Genomic DNA, 24,706 nt, shown 5'->3' with positions numbered 1-24,706 from the left:
CAATAAGGATGGTTTCTATGATCACCGATTCGCCGCGTTTCAAACCGTTTACCGCCACCTCCTTGCTGCTGTTGTCCGTTGCGGCGCAAGCGGCCTACACCGAGAACGGCCAGCCAGGGAACGCCGCCAGTTGGCGTTCCAGCGAGTTCCAGAGCGACTGGGGGTTGGGACGCATGAAGGCGGATGAAGCCTACGCTGCCGGCATTACCGGCAGCGGGGTAAAGATCGGCGCACTGGACTCAGGCTTCGATCCCAACCATCCGGAGGCCTCCAGGGATCGTTATCACGCCGTCAGCGCCAGCGGCAGTTACGTCGATGGCAGCGCCTTCAGCACCACCGGTGCGCTTAACCCTAACAATGATTCTCACGGTACCCATGTTACCGGCACGATGGGCGCAGCCCGCGACGGCGTGGGCATGCACGGCGTGGCGTACAACGCACAACTCTACGTGGGCAATACCAACGCCAATGACAGCTTCCTGTTTGGCCCGACGCCCGATCCCAAATACTTCAAGGCGGTGTACAGCGCCCTGGTGGATTCCGGTGTGCGGGCGATCAACAACAGCTGGGGCAGCCAACCCAAGGATGTCAGTTACCGCACCCTCGCTGACCTGCATGCGGCCTACGCCCAGCACTACAACCAGGGCACTTGGCTGGATGCGGCGGCGGACGTGGCCAAAGCCGGTGTCATCAACGTCTTCAGCGCCGGCAACAGTGGTTACGCGAACGCCAGCGTGCGCTCGGCGTTGCCGTATTTCCAGCCTGAATTGGAAGGACACTGGCTGGCGGTGTCGGGCCTGGACAAGGCCAACAACCAGAAATACAACCAGTGTGGCATTGCCAAATACTGGTGCATTTCCACCCCCGGTGCGTTGATCAACAGCACCATCCCCGACGGCGGTTATGGCGTCAAATCCGGCACTTCGATGTCGGCGCCCCATGCTACCGGCGCGTTGGCGCTGGTGATGGAGCGCTACCCCTATATGACCAACGAGCAGGCGTTGCAGGTGTTGTTGACCACCGCCACGCAGCTCGATGGTTCCCTCACCCAGGCGCCCACGACCACCGTAGGTTGGGGTGTGCCGGACCTGGGACGGGCGATGCACGGCCCTGGGCAGTTACTCGGGCCTATGAACGTCAGCCTCGCGGCCGGGCAGGGCGATGTATGGAGCAACGGCATCTCCGACCAGGCCTTGCTGCGGCGCCAGGCCGAGGACGCTATCGAGCACAGCGCTTGGCAGCAGACCCTGATCGACAAGGGCTGGCAAAACGGCGTGGGCGCCAGTGCCAGCCAGCAGGACCAAACGGACTACGCTGTCGGCACGGCACGCGATCAAGCGGCCGCGACGCGGATCTATGAAGGCAGCCTGATCAAGTCCGGCTCGGGTACGCTGGTACTCAGCGGCGACAGCACCTATCGCGGGGCGACCACCGTCAACGGCGGGTTGCTGGCAGTCAACGGCTCGCTGACCTCTGCGGTGACGGTCAACGACAGCGGCACACTGGGCGGCTCCGGGCGGATTGCCGCGCTGTCGGTTCACCCGGGTGGCCGCGTAGCACCGGGCAACTCCGTGGGCACCTTGCAGGTGGCGGGTGACGTGAACCTGGGGGCAGGTTCGACCTATGCGGTGGAACTCACGCCCACCGACAGCGACCGTATCGTCGCCGGCGGCAGGGCAATCCTGGGCGGCGGCAACGTCACCCTGGCTTTGGAAAATAGCCCGACCCTGCTTAGCGGCGCGCAGGCGCAAAGCCTGATCGGCCGCCAGTACACCATCCTGCAGGCGGTGGGGGGTATCCAGGGCCAATTTGGCCAGGTGTTGCCCGACTATCTGTTCCTCGGGGGCACCCTCGCTTACGCCACCGACGGCGTGCAGTTGGACGTGGTCCGCAATGACGCCACCTTCGCCAGCGTGGCGGCGACCCGCAACCAACGCAACGTAGCCGCTGCCGCCGAGCAATTGGGCGCGGGCAACCCCGTGTATGAAAGCGTGCTGCAGTCGGATTCCATTGCGGTCGCGCAACAAGGCTTGCAGCAACTGTCCGGGGAGATCTACCCGGCGATTGGCGCCATGCTGATCAACGACAGCCAGTCGCTACGTGACGCCGTGGGCGAGCGTTTGCGCCATGTGCCGGTCAACGCTGAAAGCAACCTGTGGCTCAAGGCACTTGGCGCCTGGAGCAAGGCCGACAGCCGCAGTGAGACGGCGGGTTCAACCACGTCCCTCGGTGGTTTGCTGGGTGGCGTGGAGGGTGCGCTGGACGAGCAGACTCGCGTGGGGCTGGTCGCCGGTTACAGCGATAGCTCATTGAACATGGGCAGCGGTACACATTCCTCTGCGTCCATCGACAGTTATCACCTCGGCGCGTATGCCGGGCGCGAGCTGGGCGATTGGCGCGTCAGTGGCGGTGGCGCCTACAGCTGGCATCGCGGTGATGTAAAGCGTGATCTGCACTACGGCGCTGTCAGCGGTAAACAGAACGCCAAGCTGGATGCGCACACGGCGCAACTCTTTACCGAAGCGGCCTACCGGATACACCTGCAACCCTTGGCACTGGAGCCGTTTGCCAACCTGGCATATGTGCACCTGGACAGTGAGGCGTTCCATGAAAAAGGCGCTGCTGCGGCGCTGGAGCGTGGCAGCGATCGCCGGGACGCCGTGCTCAGCACGCTTGGCATGCGCGCACTGAAAACCGTTGCCCTCAATGATCACCAACAGCTGCAGCTTTCTGGCTCGCTGGGGTGGCAGCACAGCCTCACCGCCATTGAATCCGAAGAACACCTGGCGTTTGTTGCCGGCGGGCCTTCATTCGCCGTGCGCAGTTCGCCCTTGCTGCGCGACGCCGCGCTGGTGGGCGTGCAGGCCAGCTTGGCGCTGAGCCCGGTCACGCGGGTCAACCTCGATTACAACGGCCAATTGGGTGGCCGGGAGAAAACCCAGGGTGTGGGGCTGAGCCTCAACTGGCAATTCTGAAGCGATTTACACACGTGCAATAAGAAAACTAAGGAAGGTCACCGTGAATACACGCAAGTCAGGGTTAACTACCGCCATCCGCACCGCCTTGGGCTATCCGCTCAAGGCCAACCGCAGCGTGCCATACGGTGCGTTGCTGTGTTGCCTGGCAAGCCTGGGTACCGCCCAGGCCGCACCCTATGTGGAAACCGGCAAGCTGGGCGATGCCGCCAGCTGGCGCAGCAATGAGTTCAAGGCCGACTGGGGCCTGGGCGCTGTGCATGCGGATACCGCGTATGCCGCCGGCTACACCGGCAAGGGCGTCAAGCTGGGGATCTTCGATCAGCCGGTGTATGCCCAGCATCCGGAGTTCGCCAGCCCCGGCAAGGTGGTGACGATTGTCACCGAGGGTATTCGCCAATACACCGACCCGTACATTCCGGTGAAGGCCGGCGATGCGTTTCGTTATGACGGCACACCGTCCCTCGGTTCCAATGGCAAGCTCGGCAACCACGGAACCCACGTCGGCGGAATCGCCGCGGGTAACCGCGATGGCGGGCCGATGCACGGCGTGGCCTTTGATGCGCAAATCATCAGCGCCGAGAACGGTGACCCAGGTCCGGAAGACGGCATCATCCTCGGCAACGATGGCGCGGTGTACAAGGCCGGCTGGGACGCCTTGGTCGCCAGCGGCGCGCGGATCATCAACAACAGCTGGGGCATCGGCATCGGTGACCAGTACGCCAAGGGCGGGCGCGACCCGGCTTTCCCGAATTTCACGGTCAATGAAGCGCAGGCGCAGTTCAATAACATCCGGCCGATCCTCGGAACGATCGCCGGTGGCGCCTACCAGGGCGCGATCGACGCGGCCCGCAGCGGCGTGCTGACGATCTTCGCCGCCGGTAATGACTACAACCGCAATAACCCGGACGCGATTTCGGGGCTGGCGTACTTTGTGCCGGAGATTGCACCCAACTGGCTGTCCGTCGCGGCCTTGCAACAGAACCCGGACACCGCGAGCGCCGATCCGTATGTGATCAGTACGTTCTCTTCACGTTGCGGTTATGCGGCGAGCTTTTGCGTGTCGGCCCCCGGTACCAAGATCTACAGTTCCGTCATCAACGGCACCAACCTGGACAATCTCACCACCGATTACGCCAACTTCAACGGCACGTCCATGGCGGCGCCCCATGTGGCCGGCAGCGCGGCCGTGCTGATGGAGCGTTTCCCGTACATGAGCGGCGACCAGATTTCGACGCTGCTCAAGACTACCGCCACCGATCTCGGCGCACCGGGTATCGACTCGCTGTACGGCTGGGGCATGATCAACCTGGGCAAGGCGATCAATGGCCCGGGGATGTTTGTCACGGCCGAGGACATTCCGGCCGAGTTCCGCATCGACGGCGCCTATGGCAGCGGGCAGTTTGTCGCGGATTTGCCGGGCGTAGGCGCGATTGTCGATGCCGGCAAGCCGACTCAGCGCACCTGCAACGATGTGCATTGCGGGCTGGACCTGTGGAGCAATGACATCGCCGGGCACGGCGGCCTGACCAAACAGGGCATTGGCACGCTGATACTCACCGGCACCAATACCTACAGCGGCCCGACGTTGGTCAACCAGGGCCTGCTGGCGATCAATGGTTCGGTCACCTCGCCGGTGACCGTGAGCCAAAGTGGCGTGGTCGCAGGCTCAGGGCGCATCGGTTCACTGCTGGCGAAAGCCGGCGGCACGGTAGCGCCGGGCAACTCCATCGGCACCTTGAACGTGGCGGGGGATGTGACGTTTGAGGCCGGGTCGACCTACGCCGTGGAGCTGTCGCCCACCAACAGCGATCGTATTGTGGCGGGAGGCACCGCCACGTTGAACGGCGGCACGGTGACCCTCGCGCTGGAAAACAGCCCGACGCTGCTCAGTGGCGCACAGGCGCAAAGCCTGATCGGGCGCCAGTACAACATCCTGCAAGCCGCCGGCGGAGTTAGCGGCAGCTTTGGCGCGGTGCTGCCCAACTACCTGTTCCTTGGCGGCAATCTGAACTATGCGGCCAACGGCGTGCAACTGGACGTGGCGCGTAACGCCAACAGTTTTGCCAGCGTGGGGGCCACGGACAACCAGCGAGCCGTGGCCGCCTCCGCCGAGCAGTTGGGCGCGGGCAATGCCGTGTATGAGAGCCTGCTGCTGGCGCCGGATGCTGCTTCGGCGCAAGGTGCTTTCCAACAACTGTCGGGGGAGATCTACCCGGCACTGGAAACCGCCCTGGTCAATGACAGCCGCTATGTACGCGAAGCCGTCGGCGAGCGCCTGCGCAATGGAGAGATGGGTGCGACCAGCGAGACCGTCGACACCCGTGGCAACGTGTGGGTGAAGGCCTTGGGCGCCTGGGGCAAGACCGACAGCCGCAGCGACACTGCCGGCTATACGACCTCCATCGGCGGCATGCTCGCCGGGGTGGACGGTGCACTCGACGAGTCCACGCGCATCGGCCTGGTCGCGGGCTACAGCGATACCTCACTGAACATGGGCAGCGGCACGCATTCACGTGCGTCGGTCGACAGCTACCACTTCGGCGCCTATGCCGGGCATGAGATCGGCGCCTGGCGCTTGAGCGGGGGTGCCACCTACAGCTGGCACCGCGCAGACGTGAAGCGCGACCTGCAATACGGCGACGTCTCCGGCAAGCAGAAAGCCAAGGTTGATGCACGCAGCACCCAGGTGTTCACCGAGGCGGCCTATCGCATCAACGTGCAACCGTTAGCGCTGGAGCCATTCGCCAACCTGGCCTATGTGCACTTGGACAGCGATGGTTTCACCGAAAAAGGTGACGCTGCGGCGCTTGAAAGTCGCGACGATACCCGCGACCTGGTGCTGAGCACCCTGGGTATGCGCGCCCTGAAAACCTTCAATGTGAATGACCACCAGCAGTTGGAGGTGTCCGGCACCCTGGGCTGGCAGCACACCCTGAGCAGCACTGACTCGGAGCAGCACCTGGCTTTCGCCTCGGGCGGACCTTCGTTTGCCGTCGAAAGTGCGCCGATGGCGCGTGATGCCGCGTTGGTCGGTGCACGGGTGAGTCTGGCGTTAAGCAAGGAAGCGCGGGTGAACTTCGACTACAACGGCCTGCTGTCCAGCAAGGACAAAGCCCATGGGGTGGGCTTGAGCCTCGATTGGGCGTTCTGATGATTGCTACTTGGCTTTCTCGACATTCAACAACAAGAGAGGCGGCACCATGGGTATCTTTGATTATAAAAACCTCGGGACCGAGGGCTCAAAAGCATTGTTCGCCGATGCCATGGCGATCACGTTGTATTCCTATCACAACCTGGATAACGGCTTTGCCGTGGGGTACCAGCACAACGGCCTGGGGCTGGGCTTGCCAGCTACGTTGGTCGGGGCGCTGTTGGGCAGCACGGACTCCCAGGGCGTAATCCCCGGCATCCCCTGGAACCCGGACTCCGAAAAAGCCGCGCTGGACGCGGTACACAAGGCCGGTTGGACGCCCATCAGCGCCAGCACCCTGGGTTACAGTGGCAACGTCGATGCGCGAGGCACCTTCTTTGGCGAGAAGACGGGCTACACCACGGCCCAGGTCGAGGTGCTGGGCAAGTACGATGACGCCGGAAAACTGCTGGAAATCGGCATTGGTTTTCGCGGCACTTCGGGGCCTCGGGAAACCTTGATCAGCGATTCCATCGGTGACCTGGTCAGCGACCTGCTGGCCGCCCTGGGCCCCAAGGATTACGCGAAGAATTACGCCGGGGAAGCCTTCGGCGGTTTGCTCAAGAATGTGGCCGACTACGCCAGCGCCCATGGCTTGAGCGGTCACGATGTGGTGGTCAGCGGCCACAGCCTGGGCGGGCTGGCAGTCAACAGCATGGCCGACCTGAGCAACAGCAAGTGGTCGGGGTTCTACAAGGACGCGAACTACGTGGCCTACGCCTCGCCGACCCAGAGTGCCAGCGACAAGGTGCTCAACATCGGCTACGAGAATGACCCGGTGTTCCGTGCGCTGGATGGCTCATCCTTCACCCTGTCTTCCCTGGGTGTGCACGACACCCCCCATGACTCCACCACCGACAATATTGTCAGTTTCAACGACCACTACGCCTCGACGCTGTGGAATGTGCTGCCGTTTTCCATTGTCAATTTGCCGACTTGGGTTTCGCACCTGCCTACCGGGTACGGCGATGGCCTGAGTCGCGTGCTTGACTCCGGGTTCTATGAGCAAATGACCCGCGACTCCACCGTGATCGTCGCCAACCTGTCCGACCCGGCACGGGCCACTACCTGGGTGCAGGACCTCAACCGCAATGCCGAGCCGCATAAGGGCAATACCTTCATCATCGGCAGCGACGGCCACGACCTGATCCAGGGCGGCAAGGGTGCGGACTTTATCGAAGGCGGCAAAGGCAATGACACGATTCGTGACAACAGCGGGCACAACACCTTTTTGTTCAGCGGTCAGTTTGGCCAGGACCGGATCATCGGCTATCAGCCAAGCGATCAACTGGTATTCAAGGAGGTAGAGGGGAGTGCTCAATACCGTGAGCAGGGAGGGGACACAGTGATCAGCTTCGGCGCAGATTCGGTGACATTGGTGGGGGTCAACGGGTGGTCGGGGGAGGGCGTTGCCATCGGTTGAAGAGGGTCAGTGGGGGCCCGGCCCCCACTGACCTATTCGATCAGCCTTCCTTACGCACGGTGGCCACATCGGCAGCCTTGACCCGTACACGCTTGCCGGCGATGTCGGTGAACTCGTAGAAGCCATCGGCGGTCTGGGTTTTCGGGGTGTCCTTGGTCAAATACTGCGTGCCATTTTGCAGCGTCACTACGGTTTGCGTCGCGCAACCGGCCAATACCAGAAAAGTGAGTGCAACCAGCGGCAGACCCAAATTCTTCATGTTCATAACCCTTACCTTAACCCTTAAAAGTCCCGCGCCAGAGGCCGCGGGCAACAAATGTTACGCCATCGACTTCACCATCTGATCACTTTTATGCAAAAAGTTGCAGCCGCCATTTATCTATTAGCGATTGCAACCTGGTCTTTGCGACGGCACTCTGTATGCATAACCAGTATTTGATCGCTGCGTACCATGGCCAATCCCCTCGAAGACCCGCTCTATTACCTGCATAACTTCCGCCAGGTCCTGCATTGGCTGGGGCTACGTTATGCGGATCTGCTCGATGCGGACGAACAGCATTTCATTCAGCAATTTGACAGGTTGCCGCAGCCATCCCAGGCGCTTTTGGTGCGCATGGTGATGCGCAAGGGCGTGCATTTCCGGGCGGGCAAACTCAACTACGTGGAGATCGGCTGCACCCACACCGCTGCTGCGCCGTTGCTTGAATTGGGCTGGGTCGACACTCAGTTCTTACTGGCCTTTGAAGAGCTGTTTGCCTTGCTGCAAAAGGGCGAAATCCTCGGCGCGTTCAAGCCCTGGATCGACCAGCCCAAAGGCAGGAAGTCCGATTGGCTGCAAGGGCTGTCGGCACACTTTACCGACCGCCGCAGTTTTGCTGGCTGGTGTCCGGAGCTTGCCGACACGCTGTACAGCCTCTCGATCATGGAGCTGTGCGACCGCCTGCGCCTGATGTTCTTCGGCAACCTGCATCAGGACTGGTCGGAATTCGTGCTGGCAGACCTGGGCATCTACACCTACGAAAAAGTCGAATTCTGCGCAGAATCCCGCGGCCTGCGCAGCCGTGACGATGTGCATGGTTTTCTGTTCCTGCACCAATGCCAGCAGGCTTTTGAGGCCGGTGAAACGCTGGAGCAGGTACTGGCGCAGATCGCAACCTTGAGTACCGACAATCCTTGGCTGGAAAAGCGGCGGGCCAAATTGTTGTTCCAGATCGGTCAACAGTGCGAGCGCATTGCTGAACTGGCATTGGCGGAACAGATCTATCGCACGTGCGCCTATCCCGGTGCCCGCTCCAGGTTGATACGGGTGCTGGAGCGCCAGGAGGACTACGGCCAAGCCATGGCCTTGGCGAACGCCGCTCAACAGGCTCCGGAAAGCGCCGCCGAGCAGCAGCACTTATTGCGTGTAGTGCCACGGCTGCGCCGCAAACTGGGTAAGCCGGCCTTGCCCAAAGCGCAGCCTCGTGCGGTCACGCGCCTGGACCTGGCCCTTGCGCTACCCGAGCCGCTGATGTCGGTGGAGTACTGCGTGCAGGCGCACCTCAGCGAGCCTGATGGGCCGGTGCACTACGTTGAAAACGGGCTGATCAATTCACTGTTCGGCCTGCTGTGCTGGGACGTAATCTTTGCGCCGCTGCCGGGCTCATTCTTCCATCCGTTTCAACGCGGTCCGGCGGACTTGCACAGCGAGGACTTCCGCCCGCGCCGTGCACCGCTGTTCGCTGCGTGTTTCGAGCAGTTGCAGGACGAACGCTACAAAACCACGATTCGCCAGCGTTACAGCGACAAATGGGGGATCCAGTCGCCCTTCGTGTTCTGGAACCTGCTGAGCGAAGACCTGCTGGAACAGGCCCTAGCCTGCCTGCCCGCCGAACACCTGCGCTACTGGTTCGAACGGCTGTTACTGGACATTCGCGCCAACCGCGCCGGCATGCCGGACCTGATCCAGTTCTGGCCGACGCAAAAAACCTACCGCATGATCGAGGTCAAGGGACCTGGCGATCGCCTGCAGGATAACCAGTTGCGCTGGCTGGAGTTCTGCAGCGAATACCAGATGCCGGTAACGGTCTGCTATGTGCGCTGGGCAGAGTCGGTTTGAGCTACAGCGTTGCCGTGCGCGCGCTGTGCGAGTTCACGGCCAAGGTCGGTGACCTCGACCTGCGCTTCACACCGTCGCCCAGTGCTCAGGAAGGCATCATCGGCCACCGCACCGTCGCTTCGCGGCGCAGCGCGCACTACCAGAATGAAGTGGCGCTAGAAGGCGAGTACCAACAACTCAAGGTGCGGGGCAGGGCGGACGGCTACGACCCGGACGCCAACCGTCTGGAAGAAGTGAAGACCTATCGCGGTGACCTCGATGCCCAGCCCGCCAACCATCGTCAATTACACTGGGCTCAGGTCAAAGTGTATGGCTGGTTGATGTGCCAGAAACTCAACCTCTCGCACATCAACCTGGCGCTGGTGTACTTCGACATCGTCGGTGAAGGCGAGACGGTGCTCAACCAACGCTTTCAAGCCGCCGAGCTGGAACCCTTCTTCAACCAGCAATGCGCGCTGTTCCTCGGTTGGGCCCAGCAGGAAATGGCACACCGCGAAGCGCGCAACAGCGCCGCGCAAACCCTGGCGTTTCCCCATGCCGGTTTCCGTCCTGGACAGCGTTCGCTTGCCGAGTCGGTGTACAAGGCGGTCAGTACCGGCCGTTGTCTGATGGCCCAGGCACCGACCGGCATTGGCAAGACCATCGGTACGATTTTCCCCTTGCTCAAGGCATTGGCGCCTCAGCGACTGGACAAGCTGTTCTTCCTCACCGCCAAGACCCCCGGCCGCAAGCTCGCCCTGGATGCCGCCCAGGTGCTGCATGCCAGCAGTCCTGACCAGCCACTGCGAGTGCTGGAACTGGTGGCGCGGGACAAAGCCTGCGAGCACCTGGACAAAGCCTGTCACGGTGACGCCTGCCCGCTGGCCAAGGGCTTCTACGACCGTCTGCCCGCCGCGCGCATCGCCGCCGCCAAGGTGCGCCTGCTGGACCAGCGCAACCTGCGCGACGTGGCGTTGGCCCATGATGTCTGCCCGTATTACCTGAGCCAGGAAATGGCACGCTGGGCCGACCTGGTGGTCGCCGACTACAACTACTACTTCGATTTTGGCGCCATGCTGTTCGGCCTGGCCCAGCTCAACCAATGGCGCGCAGCCGTGCTGGTGGACGAGGCGCACAATCTGGTCGAGCGGGCTCGCTCGATGTACAGCGCCAGTCTCGACCAGTACCACCTCAAGACACTGCGCGAGACCGCCCCCGAGCCCTTGAAGCAACCCTTGCAGCGGCTCAACCGCGCGTGGAACGCACTGCACAAGGACCAACTCGCGCCGTACCAGGCCTACACCGCCCGCCCCGAGAAGCTGTTGCAGGCCCTGAGCCTGTGCACCAGCGCCATGGGTGAATACTTCAACGATCACCCCGAATCCCTCAGCGGCGACCTGCAACGCTTCTATTTCGAGGTGCTGCAGTTCGGCAAGGTCGCCGAGCTGTTCAACGAACACTTCATTTTCGACATCAGCAAGCGCCAGCTCAACGGCAAGCGCAGCAGCTCGACCCTGTGCCTGCGCAACGTGGTGCCCGCCGAGTTCATCCGCCCACGGTTGACGGCAGCCCGCAGCAGCGTGCTGTTTTCCGCGACCCTGAGCCCCCGACATTACTACGCGGACTTGCTCGGCTTGCCGGCGGATACGGCATGGATCGATGTGGAATCGCCGTTCAAGGCCGAGCAATTACACGTGCGCATCGTTGATGAAATATCCACCCGTTTCGTCCATCGCCACGCCTCGTTGGAACCTATCGTCGAGCTGATCGCTCGCCAGTACACCCAGCAACCTGGCAATTACCTGGCATTCTTCAGCAGTTTCGATTATCTGCAACAAGTGGCGCAGTTACTGGCCGAGAAGCACCCAACGATCACGCTGTGGCAACAGTCTCGCGGCATGGCCGAAGCCGAGCGACAGGCCTTTCTCGACCAATTCACCGAGCACAGTCAGGGCATCGGTTTCGCGGTATTGGGCGGTGCATTCGGCGAAGGCATCGACCTACCCGGTGCCCGCCTGATCGGCGCATTCATTGCCACCCTCGGCTTACCCCAGCTAAACCCGGTCAACGAACAGATGAAGCTGCGCATGGGCGCGATCTTCGGCGCGGGTTACGACTACACCTACCTGTACCCTGGTATCCAGAAAGTCGTGCAGGCCGCAGGCCGGGTGATTCGCAGCCAACAGGATCAGGGCGTGGTGATGCTGATCGATGACCGGTTTGGCGAGGCACGGGTACGTCAATTGTTGCCGCGCTGGTGGACGGTGGCTTGAGTCATTCCTGGCGTCAATGATGCTGGCGGCTTGAACAGCAAGGGTCCACGCTGGGCAAAACCGTCAAACAGGTCATGCCCATGAGCCAGCACCTCATCAGCGTCAACGGTATTGAGTTAAGTGTTCATATTGCGGGGCCCGAACAGGGCGTACCGGTCTGGCTGCTTCACGGTTTCCCGGAGTGCTGGCACTCCTGGCGCGAACAGATTCCCGTACTGGCAGCGGCGGGTTATCGGGTGTTTGCCCCGGAAATGCGCGGTTATGGCCGCACCTGTTCACCGCCTGAAATAACCGACTATGACCTGTTGACGCTATGCGGCGATATCCAGCAGGCCATGGACCACTTCGGCCATACCCAGGTGGTGATGGTCGGCCATGACTGGGGCGCCGTGGTGGCCTGGCACCTGGCGCTGCTTGAGCCTGAGCGTGTCACACGCTTGATCACGCTGTCCGTGCCATTCGCCGGACGTGCACGGCGGCCAGTGATCGAGATCATGCGCGAGTTGTACGCCGACCGTTTCAACTACATCCTGTATTTCCAGACACCGGGCGTTGCCGAGCAGGAGTTGGACGCCGATATCGAACGCACACTGCGCCTGTTCATGCAGGACCAGGATGTGTTTTTGCAACAGAAACCGGCCAGCGCCACCTTGCTTGAAGGCGTTCCGGCGCCCGGTCCATTACCACACTGGTGCTCCCAGGCGGATCTGGACGTTTATGTGAGCACCTTCGCAGACCACGGTTTCCGCGGCCCGCTGAATTGGTATCGCAATTTCGAACGCAACTGGCAACGCACTGAGTTCCTGGCGGGACAGCAAGTACTGCAACCCACGCTGTTTCTGATCGGCGACCGCGATCCGGTGGGGGTCTTCGAAGCCCACACGCTCAAGCGCATGCCGGATTCAGTGCCACAGCTTGAGCAGCACGTACTGGCGAACTGTGGTCACTGGATCCAGAACGAACAAGCCCGACAGGTCAACGCGCTAATGCTCGGGTTTCTAGGGAAAATCTAAAGGTCGCGCCTCGACCCGGTTGATCCACCAAGCGGATGCTGCGCCCATGCAATTGCAGGGTGCGGTGCACGAGGCGCAGGCTCACGTCCGCCAGCACCGTTGGCACCGACGTCGCTAATCAGCCCTTGGCCTTGGCCAGGTAAGGCGCCAGGCGCCGGCCCATTTCCTCACCCAGGGCTTGCAGCCCGCTCAACGGGCGGATCATCACTTCAAACTCGATGATCTGCCCTTGTTCGTTGAAACGGATCAGGTCGATGCCCTTGAGTTGCTTGTCGCCCACGCGCGCGCTGAATTCCAGCACGACACTCAAGCCATCGCCGGTGGCGAGTTCGCGGTGATAGGTGAAGTCCTCGAACACGTTGATCACCGTATTGAGGATCATCGAGACGACCGGCGCGCCAGGGTACGGTGTATGGGCCATGGGCGAGCGGAAAACAGCGTCGGGCGCCAGCAGGTCGGGCAGGGCCTTGAGGTCACGATTGGCCAACATGGCGTGCCAGCGTTGCAAGGTTTTGGCGGCGGTAGGGGTGAGGTTGAGTTCGGACATGCGCTGTACCTGTTCTTATGATGGGAAGGCGTTCACCTGCCCAACATAAGAGCGGTATCCAAGCAGGGTCAATCACCCTAACTGACAGTTAAGTGCCCCAAATGCACTCAGACCATTTCCAGGTAGGAACTTTGAATCGCCCGCGCCAACTCGCGCACGGTGTCGATAAAGTCCGTCAGACGGCTGTGCAATCCCTCTTCAAGAATCTCATCAATCCCGGTATACCTCAGCCGCGCCTCGAACTCCGCCGCCAGCCGCTGCGCCGTGCGCCCATAACTGCCGGGCAGGTCTGCCAGAATATGGCTCAGTTCCTCGATGCAGGCATGCAACGAACGCGGCACATCACTGCGCAACAGCAGCAACTCGGACACGGAACGGGCATTCAGTGCGTTCGGGTACAGCTCGGTGTAGGCCTCGAACGACGACAACGCGCGGAGCAGGGCACTCCACTGGTAGTAACCGCGTGCCGACAAGTCGCTGACTTCTTCCGACTCCTCGCCAAACATCTCGTAGCGCGCATCCAGCAAGCGCAGGGTGTTATCGGCGCGCTCGACAAAGGTGCCCAGGCGGATAAACCGATAGGCGTCGTTGCGCATGATCGTCCCGGAGGTAGCCCCCCGGAACAGGTGCGAGCGCTGCTTGACCCAATCACAGAAGTGGCTGATGCCATGTCGCGCCAGGCCGCCGGCGGCGATGCTGCGCATTTCCAGCCAGGTGGCGTTGAGGTTTTCCCACATATCGGCAGTGATGCGCCCGCGTACCGCGTGGGCATTGCCACGGGCGGCACGTAGGCAGTTGTAGATGCTGGCGGGGTTTTCTTCGTCGAGGGCGAAAAAGTGCAGCATACGCTCGGCGTCCAGCTGTTTATGGCGTTCCAGGTAACTGTCCAGGGTGCCGCTGCTGAGCAACGACATGGCCAGTTCATCCAGTCCGTCACTGCGCCCGGCCTGGGGCATCAATGACAGCGAATAACTCACTTCCAGCATGCGTGCCAGGTTCTCGGCACGTTCCAGGTAACGGGACATCCAGTACAGATCTGCGGCGGTTCTACTCAACATACTCAGCCCTCCACCACCCAGGTGTCCTTGGTTCCGCCGCCTTGCGACGAGTTGACGATCAACGAGCCTTCCTTCAGCGCCACGCGGGTGAGGCCGCCCGGCACCAGGCGGGTTTCCTTGCCCGAGAGCACAAAGGGCCGCAGGTCGATATGCCGTGGGGCGATGCCGTTTTCGACAAACGTGGGGCAGGTGGACAGGCTCAGGGTCGGCTGGGCGATGTAGGCATGGGGCCTGGCCTTGATGCGTTGGCGAAAATCCTCGATCTCGGCCGCGCTGGACGCCGGCCCTACCAGCATGCCGTAGCCGCCGGAGCCCTGGGTTTCCTTGACCACCAGTTGCGGCAGGTTGGCCAGGACGTGGGACAGTTCGTCGGGCTTGCGGCACTGGAAGGTCGGTACGTTCTGTAACACCGGCTCTTCATCCAGGTAGAAACGGATCATTTCCGGCACGTAGGGGTAGATTGATTTGTCGTCGGCCACGCCGGTGCCGATGGCGTTGGCCAGCACCACGTTGCCGGCGCAATAAGCGGCGACCAGGCCGGGCACGCCAAGCATCGACTCGGGGTTGAACGCCTTGGGGTCGAGGAAGGCGTCGTCGATACGCCGGTAAATCACATCCACCGGTTTGGGGCCGTCGGTGGTGCGCATAAACACCTTGAGGTCCTGCACAAACAGGTCCGCGCCCTCTACCAGCTCAACGCCCATTTCACGGGCCAGGAACGCATGCTCGAAAAACGCACTGTTGAAGCGACCCGGCGTCAGCACCACCACGTTGGGGTTGTCCAGGCGGCTTGAGCTCTTCAGGGTCTTGAGCAGCAGGTTGGGGTAGTGGTCCACCGGCGCGATGCGCTGCTTGGCGAACACTTCGGGGAACAGGCGCATCATCATCTTGCGGTCTTCGAGCATGTAGCTCACGCCGCTGGGGGTGCGCAGGTTGTCTTCAAGCACGTAATAGGTGCCGTCGCCATCGCGCACCAGGTCCACGCCGGAAATGTGCGAATAGATGTCGCGGTGCAGGTCCAGGCCGACCATGGCCTTCTGGTAACCCTCGTTGCCCAGCACCTGGTCCGCCGGAATGATCCCGGCCTTGATGATGCGCTGGTCATGGTAGATGTCGGCAAGAAACATGTTCAGTGCATTGACGCGCTGGATACAGCCGCGTTCGATCACGCTCCACTCACTGGCGGGGATGCTGCGGGGGATGATGTCGAAGGGAATCAGGCGCTCGGTGTCTTGCTCGTCGCCATACAAGGTGAAGGTGATACCGGCGCGGTGGAACAGCAAGTCGGCTTCACGGCGACGCTGGGCCAGCAGCTCCGGCGGCGTATTCGCCAGCCAGCGGGAGAAATCCTGGTAATGCGCACGGCACACGCCGTTTGCGTCATTCATTTCATCAAAGAAAGATCGAGCCATTCCAGTACCTTGTCAGTGCCGAGGAAGCAGGGGGGGGCACTGCCGTTTCAAAAAACGCATTTTTTATGAGCCCGTGGCGATGGGTGCCAATGGGCCAGGTCCTTACTTTCTTATGGGGTTGGCTCTGGGTCGGGGGGTAACCAATGCTCCTGTATCCGGGCAGATGAATGGATAAAGCAATGCCTGTGCCGGAATGCCGGAAACCCTCGATTTGTTGGGTATGGGTCGATTCCAACAGGCCAGTGCTCCCATTCATGGTGCACGCTCTGTTCCGATTTGGTGCGTGAACAAACTTGAACTTCATCCGTACCTGATTCTTCTAACAGGACACGAACCCGCATGGAGCATCGATGTGCCCAGAATCATCTCACCAGACACTCCGGAATCGAGCCTGATCGATCACAGTGAACACAACGCCAAGATTTTCGGCTCGCCCAAGGACCGCCTCGACTTCTATCGGCGCGAAATCCAATACGAAACCTCCATCCTCGCCAACCGTACTGACGCTTATCTCACCGCGCAGTCGTTCCTGGTGATTGCCTTTGTGTCGGGCATGGGGAACCTCAACCCCGAATGGGGCAAGCTGTTCACCTTGGTGGTGCCGATTTTTCTTGCAGTGTTGGGCATCCTCAGTTCCCTCAACGCATGGCCTGGGATCCGTGCGGCGTATGAGATCATCGATCACTGGCACTTCAAGCAAAGCGAACTGTTGCGCAGCGAGCCGGTGATGGGCATGGCGTATGACGAGTCGCCGCTGTTTTCCGAGATGGAGTCGTCCCACAAGGGGTATCGCAAGTCGCTGCTGTTCTCCATGCGCGCACCTTGGTTGTTCATGGTGTTCTGGGTAATGCTCGCCGCTTACGCGTTTTACATCCAGGTCGACAACCCAGGGTCGTAAGCCGATGGAACTTCATCGCCCCGGGCATTACCTTAACTCTACCCAGGCGATATTTTCCGAGAGGTAACCATGAGCACAGACAAACAACCCGCCACCGGTGCGGATGCGCCCAAAGACCCGGTTCCGGCGAAAGACCCCAAGGCCAAGGAAAACGACTACAGTCCAGACTTCAAGCCCAAGCCTGAGCCCAAGCCTGAAACCGATGCCGATATCGACACCCAAGGTGGTTAGAGGAGACGGTCATGTCCAAAGAACTCGACGATGAACTCAACGACCCCGGCAATGAAGACCCGGGTTCGTTGATGGATGATGCAGAGGTGCCGCTCAACGATCTGGATGACGCGGCGGATGTGGGTAATACCGAGCGTCAGGACTGAGTATTCACCCGGGCACGTCGTTCATACCACACCAGCATCGGTTGGGTACTGAGGCCATGAACGACGATGCTCAGGGCGATCACCGATAAGGTGAGGTTCACCGCCACCGCGCTGCTGGTGCCGATCAGGCCATGATTGAGCGCGTAAAACAGGTAGTAAATGCTGCCGATTCCGCGAATACCGAACCAGCCCATCAGGCCGCGTTGTTGACGATCAATCAGACGCCCCCAAGGCATCGCCAGCACACTGATCGGCCGAATCACGCCAAACAACAGCGCCGCCATCGGTAATGCCCGCCAATCCCAATGGCTTATCAGCACAATCCCCAACACGGTCACCAGGAACACCTCCATCGAGCGTTCCACCAGGCTGCCGAATGAGAGCATGTCGCCCATCATGACGCCGGCGGCGATCTGGGTGTCCTTCAGTTCGCTCACATCCCCTTGCAACGCCCGGTCCGGCTCGACTTCCAAATGGCCCACCACTGGCAATGCCAGATGCTCCGAAGGCGTTTGTGAGTTTCCGGTGGAGCGGAATTCCGCCTGGCGCAAACCAAGGCCCGCCGCAAACACGGACAGAAAGCCATAACCGCCCACCGCCTCGGCGACCACATAGGCCAGGGCAATCAGAGCGAGGGTCAGGTAATCATTGGGCGAGAGCGTGCTGTCACTGTTGGTGATGCGCAGCCACAACGTCACGCGGCCAATGCCCCGGCCCATCCAGTAGCCGATCAACAACCCGGCCGGCACTGCCCACAGCAAATTCTTCAACACCCAACCGCCCAGCCAATCGCCGTCAAACCCGCCGTGTTGCATGAACAGCAGGGCAAAAATCACAAAGGGGAAGGCGGTGCCATCGTTCAAGCCCGCTTCGCCGGACAATCCGAAGCGCAGCGCGTCGTAATCCTGAGCGTTATTGACCTGCACCAGGCCTGCCAGCACCGGATCCGTTGGCGCCAGTATCGCGCCCACCAGCAGCGACACGCCCCACGACAGCGTAAACAGGTAGTGCAGCGCGAGGCTGATCCCCAGGATGGTCAGCAACATCACCGGACCGGCCATGCCAAACGCGATGCGCCAGGTACGATGCTTGAGCGGCAGGCGCAGTTTCAGGCCGCTGACAAACAGCGAAAACAGCACCGCGACTTCCGTGAGGTGCTCCATCCAGCGTGCCGAGTGCTTGATATCCAGGTGCAGCAGGTCAACACCCAGGGGGCCAATCCCCACACCCAGCAGCAGGCACACTGCCGAGGTGGTGACCGGCATCCAGCGCAAATAGGAAGAGGTGAGGGCGAGGGTGAGCAATACGGCGCCCAGTACGGCCATCCATAGAATAAAAGTCATCGAAGGTGTACCGGGCCGTGGTCTATTCAGCTTGGAGGACTGTGGCGGGTCACCGGTTCAATGTGATTGGGTCAATTGCGAACCGATGGGAATTCATGCTGCTCTCCACCCACGTCACGTTGAGCGAGCTGAACTTCGGCTCAGCCGGCGAATTGCAGGCCTGTCACCGCTGCCAATCGATAAAAATCGCCACAACGACCTCTTTGGACCATAAACGACACGGTCGCAAACTTACCCATTGAACGACTGTTCAGTTTGAACTATGTTGACCGCATCCACCCGTTTGTCACCGGACGGGTTCGCGCTGTTTCTTCTTGAACAAGAGGCTCTGGCATGCGGTTTTCCCCCTTCGTCGAACGAATTGCAGGGCAGGGCGTAGCCGCCTGGGACATCCACCACGCCGCGTTCCAGGCGGCCAGCCAGGGGGAAGACATCATCATCCTCAGCGTCGGCGACCCGGATTTCGCCACGCCATCGTTCATCACCGACGCCGCTGTGAGTGCCTTGCGCGAAGGTGACACCCACTACACCGAAATCCCCGGTCGCCCGGCACTGCGCGAGGCCATTGCCGCGCGCTACAGCAAAACGCTGGCACGTGCGTTGAGCGCCGAGAACGTGATCACCGTGGCGGGTGCGCAGAACGCTTTGTTCGTGACCTCTCTGTGTCTGTTGCAGGCCGGTGATGAAGTGCTGGTGCTCGACCCGATGTACGTCACCTACGAGGCCACGCTGAAGGCCAGCGGCGCGACGTTGGTGCGCGTGCCCTGTTCCCCGGAATCCGGTTTTCGCCTCGATGCCCAGTTGCTCGGCGCAGCCATCACACCGCGTACGCGGGCGATTTTCTTCTCCAACCCGAACAACCCGACCGGCGTGGTGCTCAACCTGCAAGAGCTGCAAGCCATTGCCGACCTGGCGATTGCCCGCGACCTGTGGGTGGTGGTGGATGAGGTCTATGAAAGCCTGGTGTTCGACGGTGAGTACCACAGCCTCGCTGCGCTGCCGGGCATGGCCGAGCGTTGCGTGGTGATTGGCAGTTTGTCCAAGTCCCATGCCATGACCGGCTGGCGTATCGGCTGGATCATCGCCACGCCGCAGATGGTCGCACACGCCGAAACCTTGGTGCTCAGCATGCTCTACGGACTGCCGGGTTTCGTGATGGAAGCCGCCACCGCCGCGGTGCTGGCCCATGACGACGTGACTCAGGGCATGCGCGAGATTTATCGGCGCCGTCGCGACTTGGTGATGGCGGGGCTCAGTGCATGCCCTGGCATCAAGGTACAGGCGCCGCAAGCCGGGATGTTTGTGCTGGTGGATGTGCGCGGCACCGGCCTGGGCTCCCTTGACTTTGCCTGGCGCCTGTTTCGTGAAGCCGGCGTTTCGGTACTCGACGCCGCCGCGTTTGGGGCGCCGGCCCAGGGTTTCGTTCGCTTGTCTTTCACCTTGGGCGAGGAGCGCCTGTCTGAAGCCTGCCAACGCATCGCGCACTTTGTCGCCAAGCTCGCCGGTGAACCGCGTATTGCGGCAGCGCCCAGGATCGAAGAGGTGCCAGCGGCCGAAGCCAAAAAGATGATCGAGGTCATCGACCTGCACAAGCGCTTCGGCAATATCGAAGTGCTCAAGGGCATTTCCCTGACGGCCCACGAAGGCGACGTGATCTCGCTGATCGGCGCCAGCGGCTCCGGCAAAAGCACCCTGCTGCGCTGCATCAACATGCTCGAAGTGCCGGACCAGGGCAGCATCCATGTGGACGGCGAAAGCATCAAACTCAACTACGGCCGTCCCGGCGCGCCCCTGGTCGCGGATGCCAGGCAACTGGTGCGTATCCGCTCGACCCTGGGCATGGTGTTCCAGAACTTCAACCTGTGGCCGCACCGCACCGTGCTGGAAAACCTCATCGAAGCCCCCACCCAGGTCCTGCGCGAAAGTCGCGCCGAGGCCATCGAACGCGCCGAAGCCTTGCTCGAACGCGTCGGCCTCGCGGCCAAACGCAACGAATACCCGGCGTTCCTGTCCGGCGGCCAGCAGCAGCGGGTGGCGATTGCCCGCGCGTTGGCCATGCGCCCCAAAGTCATGCTGTTTGACGAACCCACCTCGGCCCTCGACCCGGAATTGGTGGGCGAAGTGCTGCGGGTGATCCGCTCCCTGGCCGAGGAAGGCCGCACCATGATCCTGGTCACCCATGAAATGGCCTTCGCCCGGGATGTGTCGTCAAAAGTGGCGTTTCTGCACCAAGGCATGATCGAAGAAACCGGCTCGCCGGATGCGGTGTTTATCGATCCACGCAGTGAACGTTGCCGACAGTTCGTCAACGCGCATCAAACTCGCTAACTCCATAACAAGACGGGGCAACATCATGAAATCCAAGCGAATGGCAACGTGGTTGGGCAGTGCAGTGTTGATGTTGGCCGCCGGTTTCAGCTGGGCGGCGGAGAAACCCATCGTGTTCGCGGTTGCCGCAGAACCTTATCCGCCGTTTACCGTGAAAGGCGGCAATGGCCAGTGGTCCGGCTTTGAGGTGGACCTGATCCACAAGCTCTGCGAAGGCATGAAAGCCGAATGCCAGATCAAGGAAGTGGCGTGGGACGGCATCATTCCCTCGTTGCTGGCGAAGAAGATCGACGTGATTTTCTCGTCGATGTCGGTGACCGATGAGCGTGAAAAACAGATTGCTTTCAGCCGTGCTTACTACGATTCCCTGTTAGGCGTGGCCGGGCCAAAAGGCAGCGAAGTCGAGATCTCCCCGGCGGGCCTCAAGGGCAAGTTGATCGGCGTGCAGATCTCCACCGTCAGCGCCAACTACCTGAAGAAGTACTACGAAAACATCGCTGACCTGAAGTACTACGACACCCAGGAATCGGCCAACGCCGACCTGATCGCCGGGCGTATCGACTACATGATGGCCGACGACACCGCCATTGCGATGATGGTCAAGACCCCGGAAGCCAGTGGCCTGGCCCATATCGCCAGCGTGCCCTACGACCCGATCATCGGCCGTGGGGTCGGCGCCGGCCTGCGCAAGGAAGACACCGCGCTCAAGGCCCGGCTGGACAAGGCCATCGGCGAGTTGCTGGTGAGCAAGGACTACGACGACCTGTCGCAGCACTATTTCGGCCTGTCGGTCAGCCCGTGCAAGCGCACCGATACCCCGGCGTTTGTGAGCAAGACCTGTGACAGCCCCTACCCGCAAATCGCCCAGAAGACCGAATAACCATGTTCGACCTTCTCAGCTTCGACGAACAAGGGTGGGGCAATGCGTTGCTCAAAGGGTTATGGATGACCCTGCAGATCTCCGCCGGCTCGTTTGCGGTGGGCGTGTTGATCGGCCTGGTGGTGGCTTGCCTCAAGCTCAGTGCGCCGCGGCCCATCGCGCTGTTGATGCGCGGCTACACCACGGTGTTTCGCGCAGTGCCGGAGCTGCTGTTGATCCTGTTGCTGTATTACGCCGGCTCCATGGGCCTCAACGCCCTGATGCTGTGGATGGGCTTCGCGCAGATGAACATCAGCGGACCGCTGGTGGCGATTCTGGTGTTGGGCCTGGTGCAAGGCGCCTATGCTTCGGAGATCTTCCGCGCGGCAATCCTGGCGATTCCCCACGGCCAGATCGAAGCGGCACGGGCGTTTGGCTTGAGCGGGTTTGGCCTGTTCCGCCGGGTGACCTTGCCGATCATGGCGCCGTTCGCCCTGGCCGGTATGTCCAACCTGTGGATCAACCTGATCAAGGACAGCGCCTTGATCAGCGTGGTCGGCACCAACGAGTTGCTGTACACCGCCAAGCAGGCGGCGGGCTCGACCCGTCAATACCTGCTGTTCTACCTCACGGCCGCCGCCTTGTATTACCTGGTGACGCTGGCTTCCAACTACCTGTCCGGGCGCCTGGAGCGACGAATCCGTCGCTGGATGCCGGTTGTCGAGTGAGCGGCCCATGCCTGATTGGATAAGTTACTACGCGGGGCTGATCGCCAAAGGCTTGCAGACCACCTTGTCGCTGCTGGTGATTTCGGCGCTGCTGGGTTTTGCCCTGGCGGTGCTGGTGGCGTTGGCGCGGTTGTCGCGACGCAAATGGCTGGCCCGTGGCGCGCAGGCCTACACCAGCGTGTTGCGTGGCACGCCGCTGCTGATTCAGATCTACATTTTCTACTACGGGCTGGGCAGCCTGTTCGCGCAGTTTCCGATGATTCGTGGCAGTTTTCTCTGGCCCTACCTGCGTGACGGTTACTGGTACATCGTGTTTGCGCTGGTGTTGTCAGTCGGCGCCTATGTCGGCGAAGTGATTCGCGGTGGCCTGTTGGCAGTGCCCAAGGGCGAAATGGAAGCCGCGTCAGCATTCGGCATGACGCCGCGCCAAGCCTTGTTGCGGGTGCGGCTGCCACGGGCGATGCGCCTGTTGTTGCCGACGCTGGCGGGGGAGACGGTGATGTTGCTCAAATCCACCGCGCTGGCCTCGACCATTGCCGTGGTCGACCTGTTGGGTGCGGCCAACGTGGTACGCGCACAGACCTTGCAGATCTATCAGCCGCTGTTGCTGGTGGCGGCGGTCTACCTGTGTCTGACCTTCCTCATCGAAGGCGTCTACGCCATTGCCGAACGGCGCGGCACACCGCTGCGCAGGTCGGCCGGATGACACAGGACCGCGGGTTGCAAGGGATTGCCCTGTGTTCGCTGGCCTACTTGTTCCTGGCGTTGCAGGACGCGGTGGTCAAGTGGCTGGTGGCGGATTATTCGGTGTTCACCATTCTGTTCTGGCGCAGCCTGGTGGTGGTGATCGTGTGTCTGGTGGCTGGGCGCATGGGCTTGTTGCGGCGGGCCTGGGTATCGGTCAGCCGCCGCATGCTGATCATTCGCGGTCTGTTGTCGTTGCTGGCGTGGTTGCTCTACTACACCGCCGCCAAGGACCTGAGCCTGGCGGAAATGACCACCCTGTATTTCTCCGCGCCGATCATGGTCACGCTGCTGGCAGCGCTGATCCTCAAGGAGCGCGCCAGCCGTGGACAGTGGATCGCGTTGATCATCGGGTTTGTCGGGGTGATCATCGCGTGCCGTCCCACCCATATGCTCGACCCGTGGCCCATCGCCCTGACCTTGGGGGCGGCGTTGTGCTGGGCGTTTACCTATATCCAGTTGCGCCAGGTCGACCCGAGCAGCACGGTGCTGGAGCAGATGTTGATCACCAACGTGGTGTTTGTCGTGTGCATGGGCGTGACCTTGCCGTGGACCCACACACCGGCCCCTGCGCCGGCCTGGCTGGGCATGTTGGCGGCGGGTTTGGTGGGCGGTATCGGACAGTTCCTGCTGTTTGCCAGCTTCCGTCGCGCCACGGCGACGTTACTCGCGCCGTTCGAGTACACCGGGCTGATCTGGGCGTTCATTCTCTCGAGCCTGGTGTGGGGCACGCTGATGGATGGCTCGCTGATCATCGGCGCGGTGTTGATTGCCATCAGCGGCACCCTGGCCATGCTCAGCGCTCGGCACCCGGTGTCACAGGACGTGGTCGGCGCCGAATGCGCCGTGACGCAACCCCTGTACCCAGCAGCGGCAGATGTGCAGCCCGTTGGCGGGGCTGAAGGTGCCGGGGTTGAGGCACCCCTCGAGCCAGAGTCCATCAAGCATCGCCGATAAGCCGATGGCGGCCAGGTGACTGTCGTGGATTACCAGGTTTTCGCTGTTGGCCAAGTCGTCCAGCAGTTGTCGGATCAATGCCAGGTAGGCGTGATAGCTGTTTTCGTGGGACTGGTTCACGTGGGGCGAATGGCGGATCAGGCTCCAGAACACCACCCACACACCGAGCAGATCGGGGTCCATGACCCTGGGCGAGAATGAGGCACTGAGAAACGCGTCCAGGCGCGCGGCAGCGCCTTCGGCCTGTTCCACGTGTGCCCAGAGGGCGCTGGTCAGCTCGTTGGCCAGCTTGTGGTAGGTCTCGGCGATCAGCGCGTCAATGCTGCCGAAATGGTGGTTGAGCAACCCCACTGACACCCCGGCCTCGGAGGCGATGCGGCGCACGGATATCCCGGCATGCCCATCACGGGCCAGGCAGGTAAGGGTGGCGGCAATCAGCAGGTCCCGGCGTTCGTCGGGGTCGGCGCGGCGCAGTTTGGGCAGGTCGGAGGTCATGGGCAG

The 24,706-nt window shown here is 61.6% G+C and carries 19 protein-coding genes and 1 pseudogene; 14 read left to right on the top strand and 6 right to left on the bottom strand.

Annotation, left to right across the window (positions count from 1 at the left end):
• Positions 1 to 17 precede the first annotated feature (17 nt).
• The 3 genes from eprS to AB4O08_RS27940 are packed head-to-tail and all read left to right on the top strand — an operon-like array spanning position 18 to position 7,591.
• Entirely contained in the window at positions 18 to 2,975 is a 2,958-nt protein-coding gene (gene eprS, locus AB4O08_RS27950; RefSeq protein WP_460114600.1) for an autotransporter serine peptidase EprS, read from the top strand.
• A 43-nt stretch (positions 2,976 to 3,018) separates the two neighbouring features.
• Positions 3,019 to 6,129, top strand: coding sequence for an autotransporter domain-containing protein (locus AB4O08_RS27945; protein WP_460114599.1), 3,111 nt, complete (start codon positions 3,019 to 3,021; stop codon positions 6,127 to 6,129).
• Between the two features lie 49 nt (positions 6,130 to 6,178).
• A complete protein-coding gene (locus AB4O08_RS27940) occupies positions 6,179 to 7,591 on the top strand; it encodes a polyurethane esterase (protein ID WP_021493175.1) in 1,413 nt (470 codons plus the stop codon).
• A gap of 40 nt (positions 7,592 to 7,631) precedes the next feature.
• Here AB4O08_RS27940 and AB4O08_RS27935 read toward each other — a convergent pair whose 3' ends face one another.
• Positions 7,632 to 7,856: a YgdI/YgdR family lipoprotein gene (locus tag AB4O08_RS27935; protein WP_010210513.1), complete on the bottom strand. Its 225-nt coding sequence runs from the start codon at positions 7,854 to 7,856 to the stop codon at positions 7,632 to 7,634.
• 186 nt (positions 7,857 to 8,042) lie between these two features.
• Between AB4O08_RS27935 and AB4O08_RS27930 the strand changes: the two genes are divergently transcribed.
• The 3 genes from AB4O08_RS27930 (at position 8,043) to AB4O08_RS27920 (ending at position 12,954) form a co-directional block, all read left to right on the top strand.
• Complete coding sequence (locus tag AB4O08_RS27930; protein WP_460114598.1) at positions 8,043 to 9,689, top strand: VRR-NUC domain-containing protein; 1,647 nt, start codon at positions 8,043 to 8,045, stop codon at positions 9,687 to 9,689.
• A complete protein-coding gene (locus tag AB4O08_RS27925; protein WP_045792120.1) occupies positions 9,686 to 11,941 on the top strand; it encodes an ATP-dependent DNA helicase in 2,256 nt (751 codons plus the stop codon). The genes AB4O08_RS27930 and AB4O08_RS27925 overlap by 4 nt, the downstream gene beginning before the upstream one ends.
• Before the next feature lie 80 nt (positions 11,942 to 12,021).
• Positions 12,022 to 12,954, top strand: coding sequence for an alpha/beta fold hydrolase (locus AB4O08_RS27920; RefSeq protein WP_010210508.1), 933 nt, complete (start codon positions 12,022 to 12,024; stop codon positions 12,952 to 12,954).
• A 118-nt stretch (positions 12,955 to 13,072) separates the two neighbouring features.
• Here the strand turns inward: AB4O08_RS27920 and AB4O08_RS27915 are convergent, their stop codons facing one another.
• From AB4O08_RS27915 to AB4O08_RS27905, 3 genes are all read right to left on the bottom strand, one after another.
• Positions 13,073 to 13,501, bottom strand: a complete 429-nt coding sequence (locus tag AB4O08_RS27915) for a nuclear transport factor 2 family protein (RefSeq protein WP_021493172.1) — start codon at positions 13,499 to 13,501, stop codon at positions 13,073 to 13,075.
• Positions 13,502 to 13,608: 107 nt separating this feature from the next.
• A complete protein-coding gene (locus tag AB4O08_RS27910; RefSeq protein WP_010210504.1) occupies positions 13,609 to 14,559 on the bottom strand; it encodes an alpha-E domain-containing protein in 951 nt (316 codons plus the stop codon).
• Between the two features lie 2 nt (positions 14,560 to 14,561).
• Complete coding sequence (locus AB4O08_RS27905; protein WP_010210503.1) at positions 14,562 to 15,971, bottom strand: circularly permuted type 2 ATP-grasp protein; 1,410 nt, start codon at positions 15,969 to 15,971, stop codon at positions 14,562 to 14,564.
• Between the two features lie 352 nt (positions 15,972 to 16,323).
• Here AB4O08_RS27905 and AB4O08_RS27900 point away from each other — a divergent pair, with 352 nt between their 5' ends.
• From AB4O08_RS27900 to AB4O08_RS27890, 3 genes are all read left to right on the top strand, one after another.
• Positions 16,324 to 16,869 (top strand): hypothetical protein, encoded by a 546-nt coding sequence (locus AB4O08_RS27900; protein ID WP_460114597.1) that lies wholly within the window; start codon positions 16,324 to 16,326, stop codon positions 16,867 to 16,869.
• A 69-nt stretch (positions 16,870 to 16,938) separates the two neighbouring features.
• Positions 16,939 to 17,100 carry a hypothetical protein gene (locus tag AB4O08_RS27895; protein ID WP_010210501.1) on the top strand — a complete coding sequence of 54 codons (162 nt, stop codon included), beginning with the start codon at positions 16,939 to 16,941 and terminating at the stop codon, positions 17,098 to 17,100.
• A gap of 11 nt (positions 17,101 to 17,111) precedes the next feature.
• Complete coding sequence (locus tag AB4O08_RS27890) at positions 17,112 to 17,246, top strand: hypothetical protein (protein ID WP_010210499.1); 135 nt, start codon at positions 17,112 to 17,114, stop codon at positions 17,244 to 17,246.
• On the opposite strand, the gene AB4O08_RS27885 is transcribed toward AB4O08_RS27890, so the two are convergent.
• Positions 17,237 to 18,589 (bottom strand): cation:proton antiporter, encoded by a 1,353-nt coding sequence (locus AB4O08_RS27885; RefSeq protein ID WP_021493170.1) that lies wholly within the window; start codon positions 18,587 to 18,589, stop codon positions 17,237 to 17,239. The genes AB4O08_RS27890 and AB4O08_RS27885 overlap by 10 nt on opposite strands.
• A 333-nt stretch (positions 18,590 to 18,922) precedes the next feature.
• On the opposite strand from AB4O08_RS27885, the gene AB4O08_RS27880 reads away from it, so the two are divergent.
• Genes AB4O08_RS27880 through AB4O08_RS27860 form a run of 5 tightly spaced genes read left to right on the top strand, consistent with a single transcriptional unit; the run spans position 18,923 to position 24,205 of the window.
• Complete coding sequence (locus AB4O08_RS27880) at positions 18,923 to 20,917, top strand: aminotransferase class I/II-fold pyridoxal phosphate-dependent enzyme (RefSeq protein ID WP_010210497.1); 1,995 nt, start codon at positions 18,923 to 18,925, stop codon at positions 20,915 to 20,917.
• Positions 20,918 to 20,942: 25 nt separating this feature from the next.
• Positions 20,943 to 21,797: a transporter substrate-binding domain-containing protein gene (locus AB4O08_RS27875; RefSeq protein WP_029529146.1), complete on the top strand. Its 855-nt coding sequence runs from the start codon at positions 20,943 to 20,945 to the stop codon at positions 21,795 to 21,797.
• Positions 21,798 to 21,799: 2 nt separating this feature from the next.
• On the top strand, positions 21,800 to 22,504 hold the full coding sequence (locus AB4O08_RS27870; RefSeq protein WP_010210493.1) for an ABC transporter permease: 705 nt from the start codon (positions 21,800 to 21,802) through the stop codon (positions 22,502 to 22,504).
• Between the two features lie 7 nt (positions 22,505 to 22,511).
• The gene (locus AB4O08_RS27865; RefSeq protein WP_010210492.1) at positions 22,512 to 23,210 is read left to right on the top strand and encodes an ABC transporter permease; all 699 of its coding nucleotides are present in this window, start codon (positions 22,512 to 22,514) and stop codon (positions 23,208 to 23,210) included.
• The gene (locus AB4O08_RS27860; RefSeq protein WP_031291359.1) at positions 23,207 to 24,205 is read left to right on the top strand and encodes a DMT family transporter; all 999 of its coding nucleotides are present in this window, start codon (positions 23,207 to 23,209) and stop codon (positions 24,203 to 24,205) included. The genes AB4O08_RS27865 and AB4O08_RS27860 overlap by 4 nt, the downstream gene beginning before the upstream one ends.
• Here the strand turns inward: AB4O08_RS27860 and AB4O08_RS27855 are convergent.
• Positions 24,161 to 24,700 (bottom strand): annotated as a pseudogene (locus AB4O08_RS27855) (TetR/AcrR family transcriptional regulator); the annotation flags it as partial. The gene AB4O08_RS27860 and the pseudogene AB4O08_RS27855 overlap by 45 nt on opposite strands.
• Positions 24,701 to 24,706 lie beyond the last annotated feature (6 nt).

This window comes from Pseudomonas sp. H3_E07, from assembly GCF_054668895.1.
This window is presented reverse-complemented; position numbering and strand designations above follow the sequence as displayed.

What these genes read in the sequence shown, in the direction of transcription:
- AB4O08_RS27895 (WP_010210501.1), top strand. Translation starts at nt 16,939, where the DNA reads ATGAGCACAGACAAACAACCCGCCACCGGTGCGGATGCGCCCAAAGAC.
- AB4O08_RS27870 (WP_010210493.1), top strand. Translation starts at nt 21,800, where the DNA reads ATGTTCGACCTTCTCAGCTTCGACGAACAAGGGTGGGGCAATGCGTTG.
- AB4O08_RS27890 (WP_010210499.1), top strand. Translation starts at nt 17,112, where the DNA reads ATGTCCAAAGAACTCGACGATGAACTCAACGACCCCGGCAATGAAGAC.
- AB4O08_RS27920 (WP_010210508.1), top strand. Translation starts at nt 12,022, where the DNA reads ATGAGCCAGCACCTCATCAGCGTCAACGGTATTGAGTTAAGTGTTCAT.
- AB4O08_RS27905 (WP_010210503.1), bottom strand. Translation starts at nt 15,971, where the DNA reads ATGGCTCGATCTTTCTTTGATGAAATGAATGACGCAAACGGCGTGTGC.
- AB4O08_RS27940 (WP_021493175.1), top strand. Translation starts at nt 6,179, where the DNA reads ATGGGTATCTTTGATTATAAAAACCTCGGGACCGAGGGCTCAAAAGCA.
- AB4O08_RS27875 (WP_029529146.1), top strand. Translation starts at nt 20,943, where the DNA reads ATGAAATCCAAGCGAATGGCAACGTGGTTGGGCAGTGCAGTGTTGATG.
- AB4O08_RS27915 (WP_021493172.1), bottom strand. Translation starts at nt 13,501, where the DNA reads ATGTCCGAACTCAACCTCACCCCTACCGCCGCCAAAACCTTGCAACGC.
- AB4O08_RS27935 (WP_010210513.1), bottom strand. Translation starts at nt 7,856, where the DNA reads ATGAACATGAAGAATTTGGGTCTGCCGCTGGTTGCACTCACTTTTCTG.
- AB4O08_RS27910 (WP_010210504.1), bottom strand. Translation starts at nt 14,559, where the DNA reads ATGTTGAGTAGAACCGCCGCAGATCTGTACTGGATGTCCCGTTACCTG.
- AB4O08_RS27860 (WP_031291359.1), top strand. Translation starts at nt 23,207, where the DNA reads ATGACACAGGACCGCGGGTTGCAAGGGATTGCCCTGTGTTCGCTGGCC.
- AB4O08_RS27880 (WP_010210497.1), top strand. Translation starts at nt 18,923, where the DNA reads ATGCGGTTTTCCCCCTTCGTCGAACGAATTGCAGGGCAGGGCGTAGCC.
- eprS (WP_460114600.1), top strand. Translation starts at nt 18, where the DNA reads ATGATCACCGATTCGCCGCGTTTCAAACCGTTTACCGCCACCTCCTTG.
- AB4O08_RS27865 (WP_010210492.1), top strand. Translation starts at nt 22,512, where the DNA reads ATGCCTGATTGGATAAGTTACTACGCGGGGCTGATCGCCAAAGGCTTG.
- AB4O08_RS27885 (WP_021493170.1), bottom strand. Translation starts at nt 18,589, where the DNA reads ATGACTTTTATTCTATGGATGGCCGTACTGGGCGCCGTATTGCTCACC.
- AB4O08_RS27930 (WP_460114598.1), top strand. Translation starts at nt 8,043, where the DNA reads ATGGCCAATCCCCTCGAAGACCCGCTCTATTACCTGCATAACTTCCGC.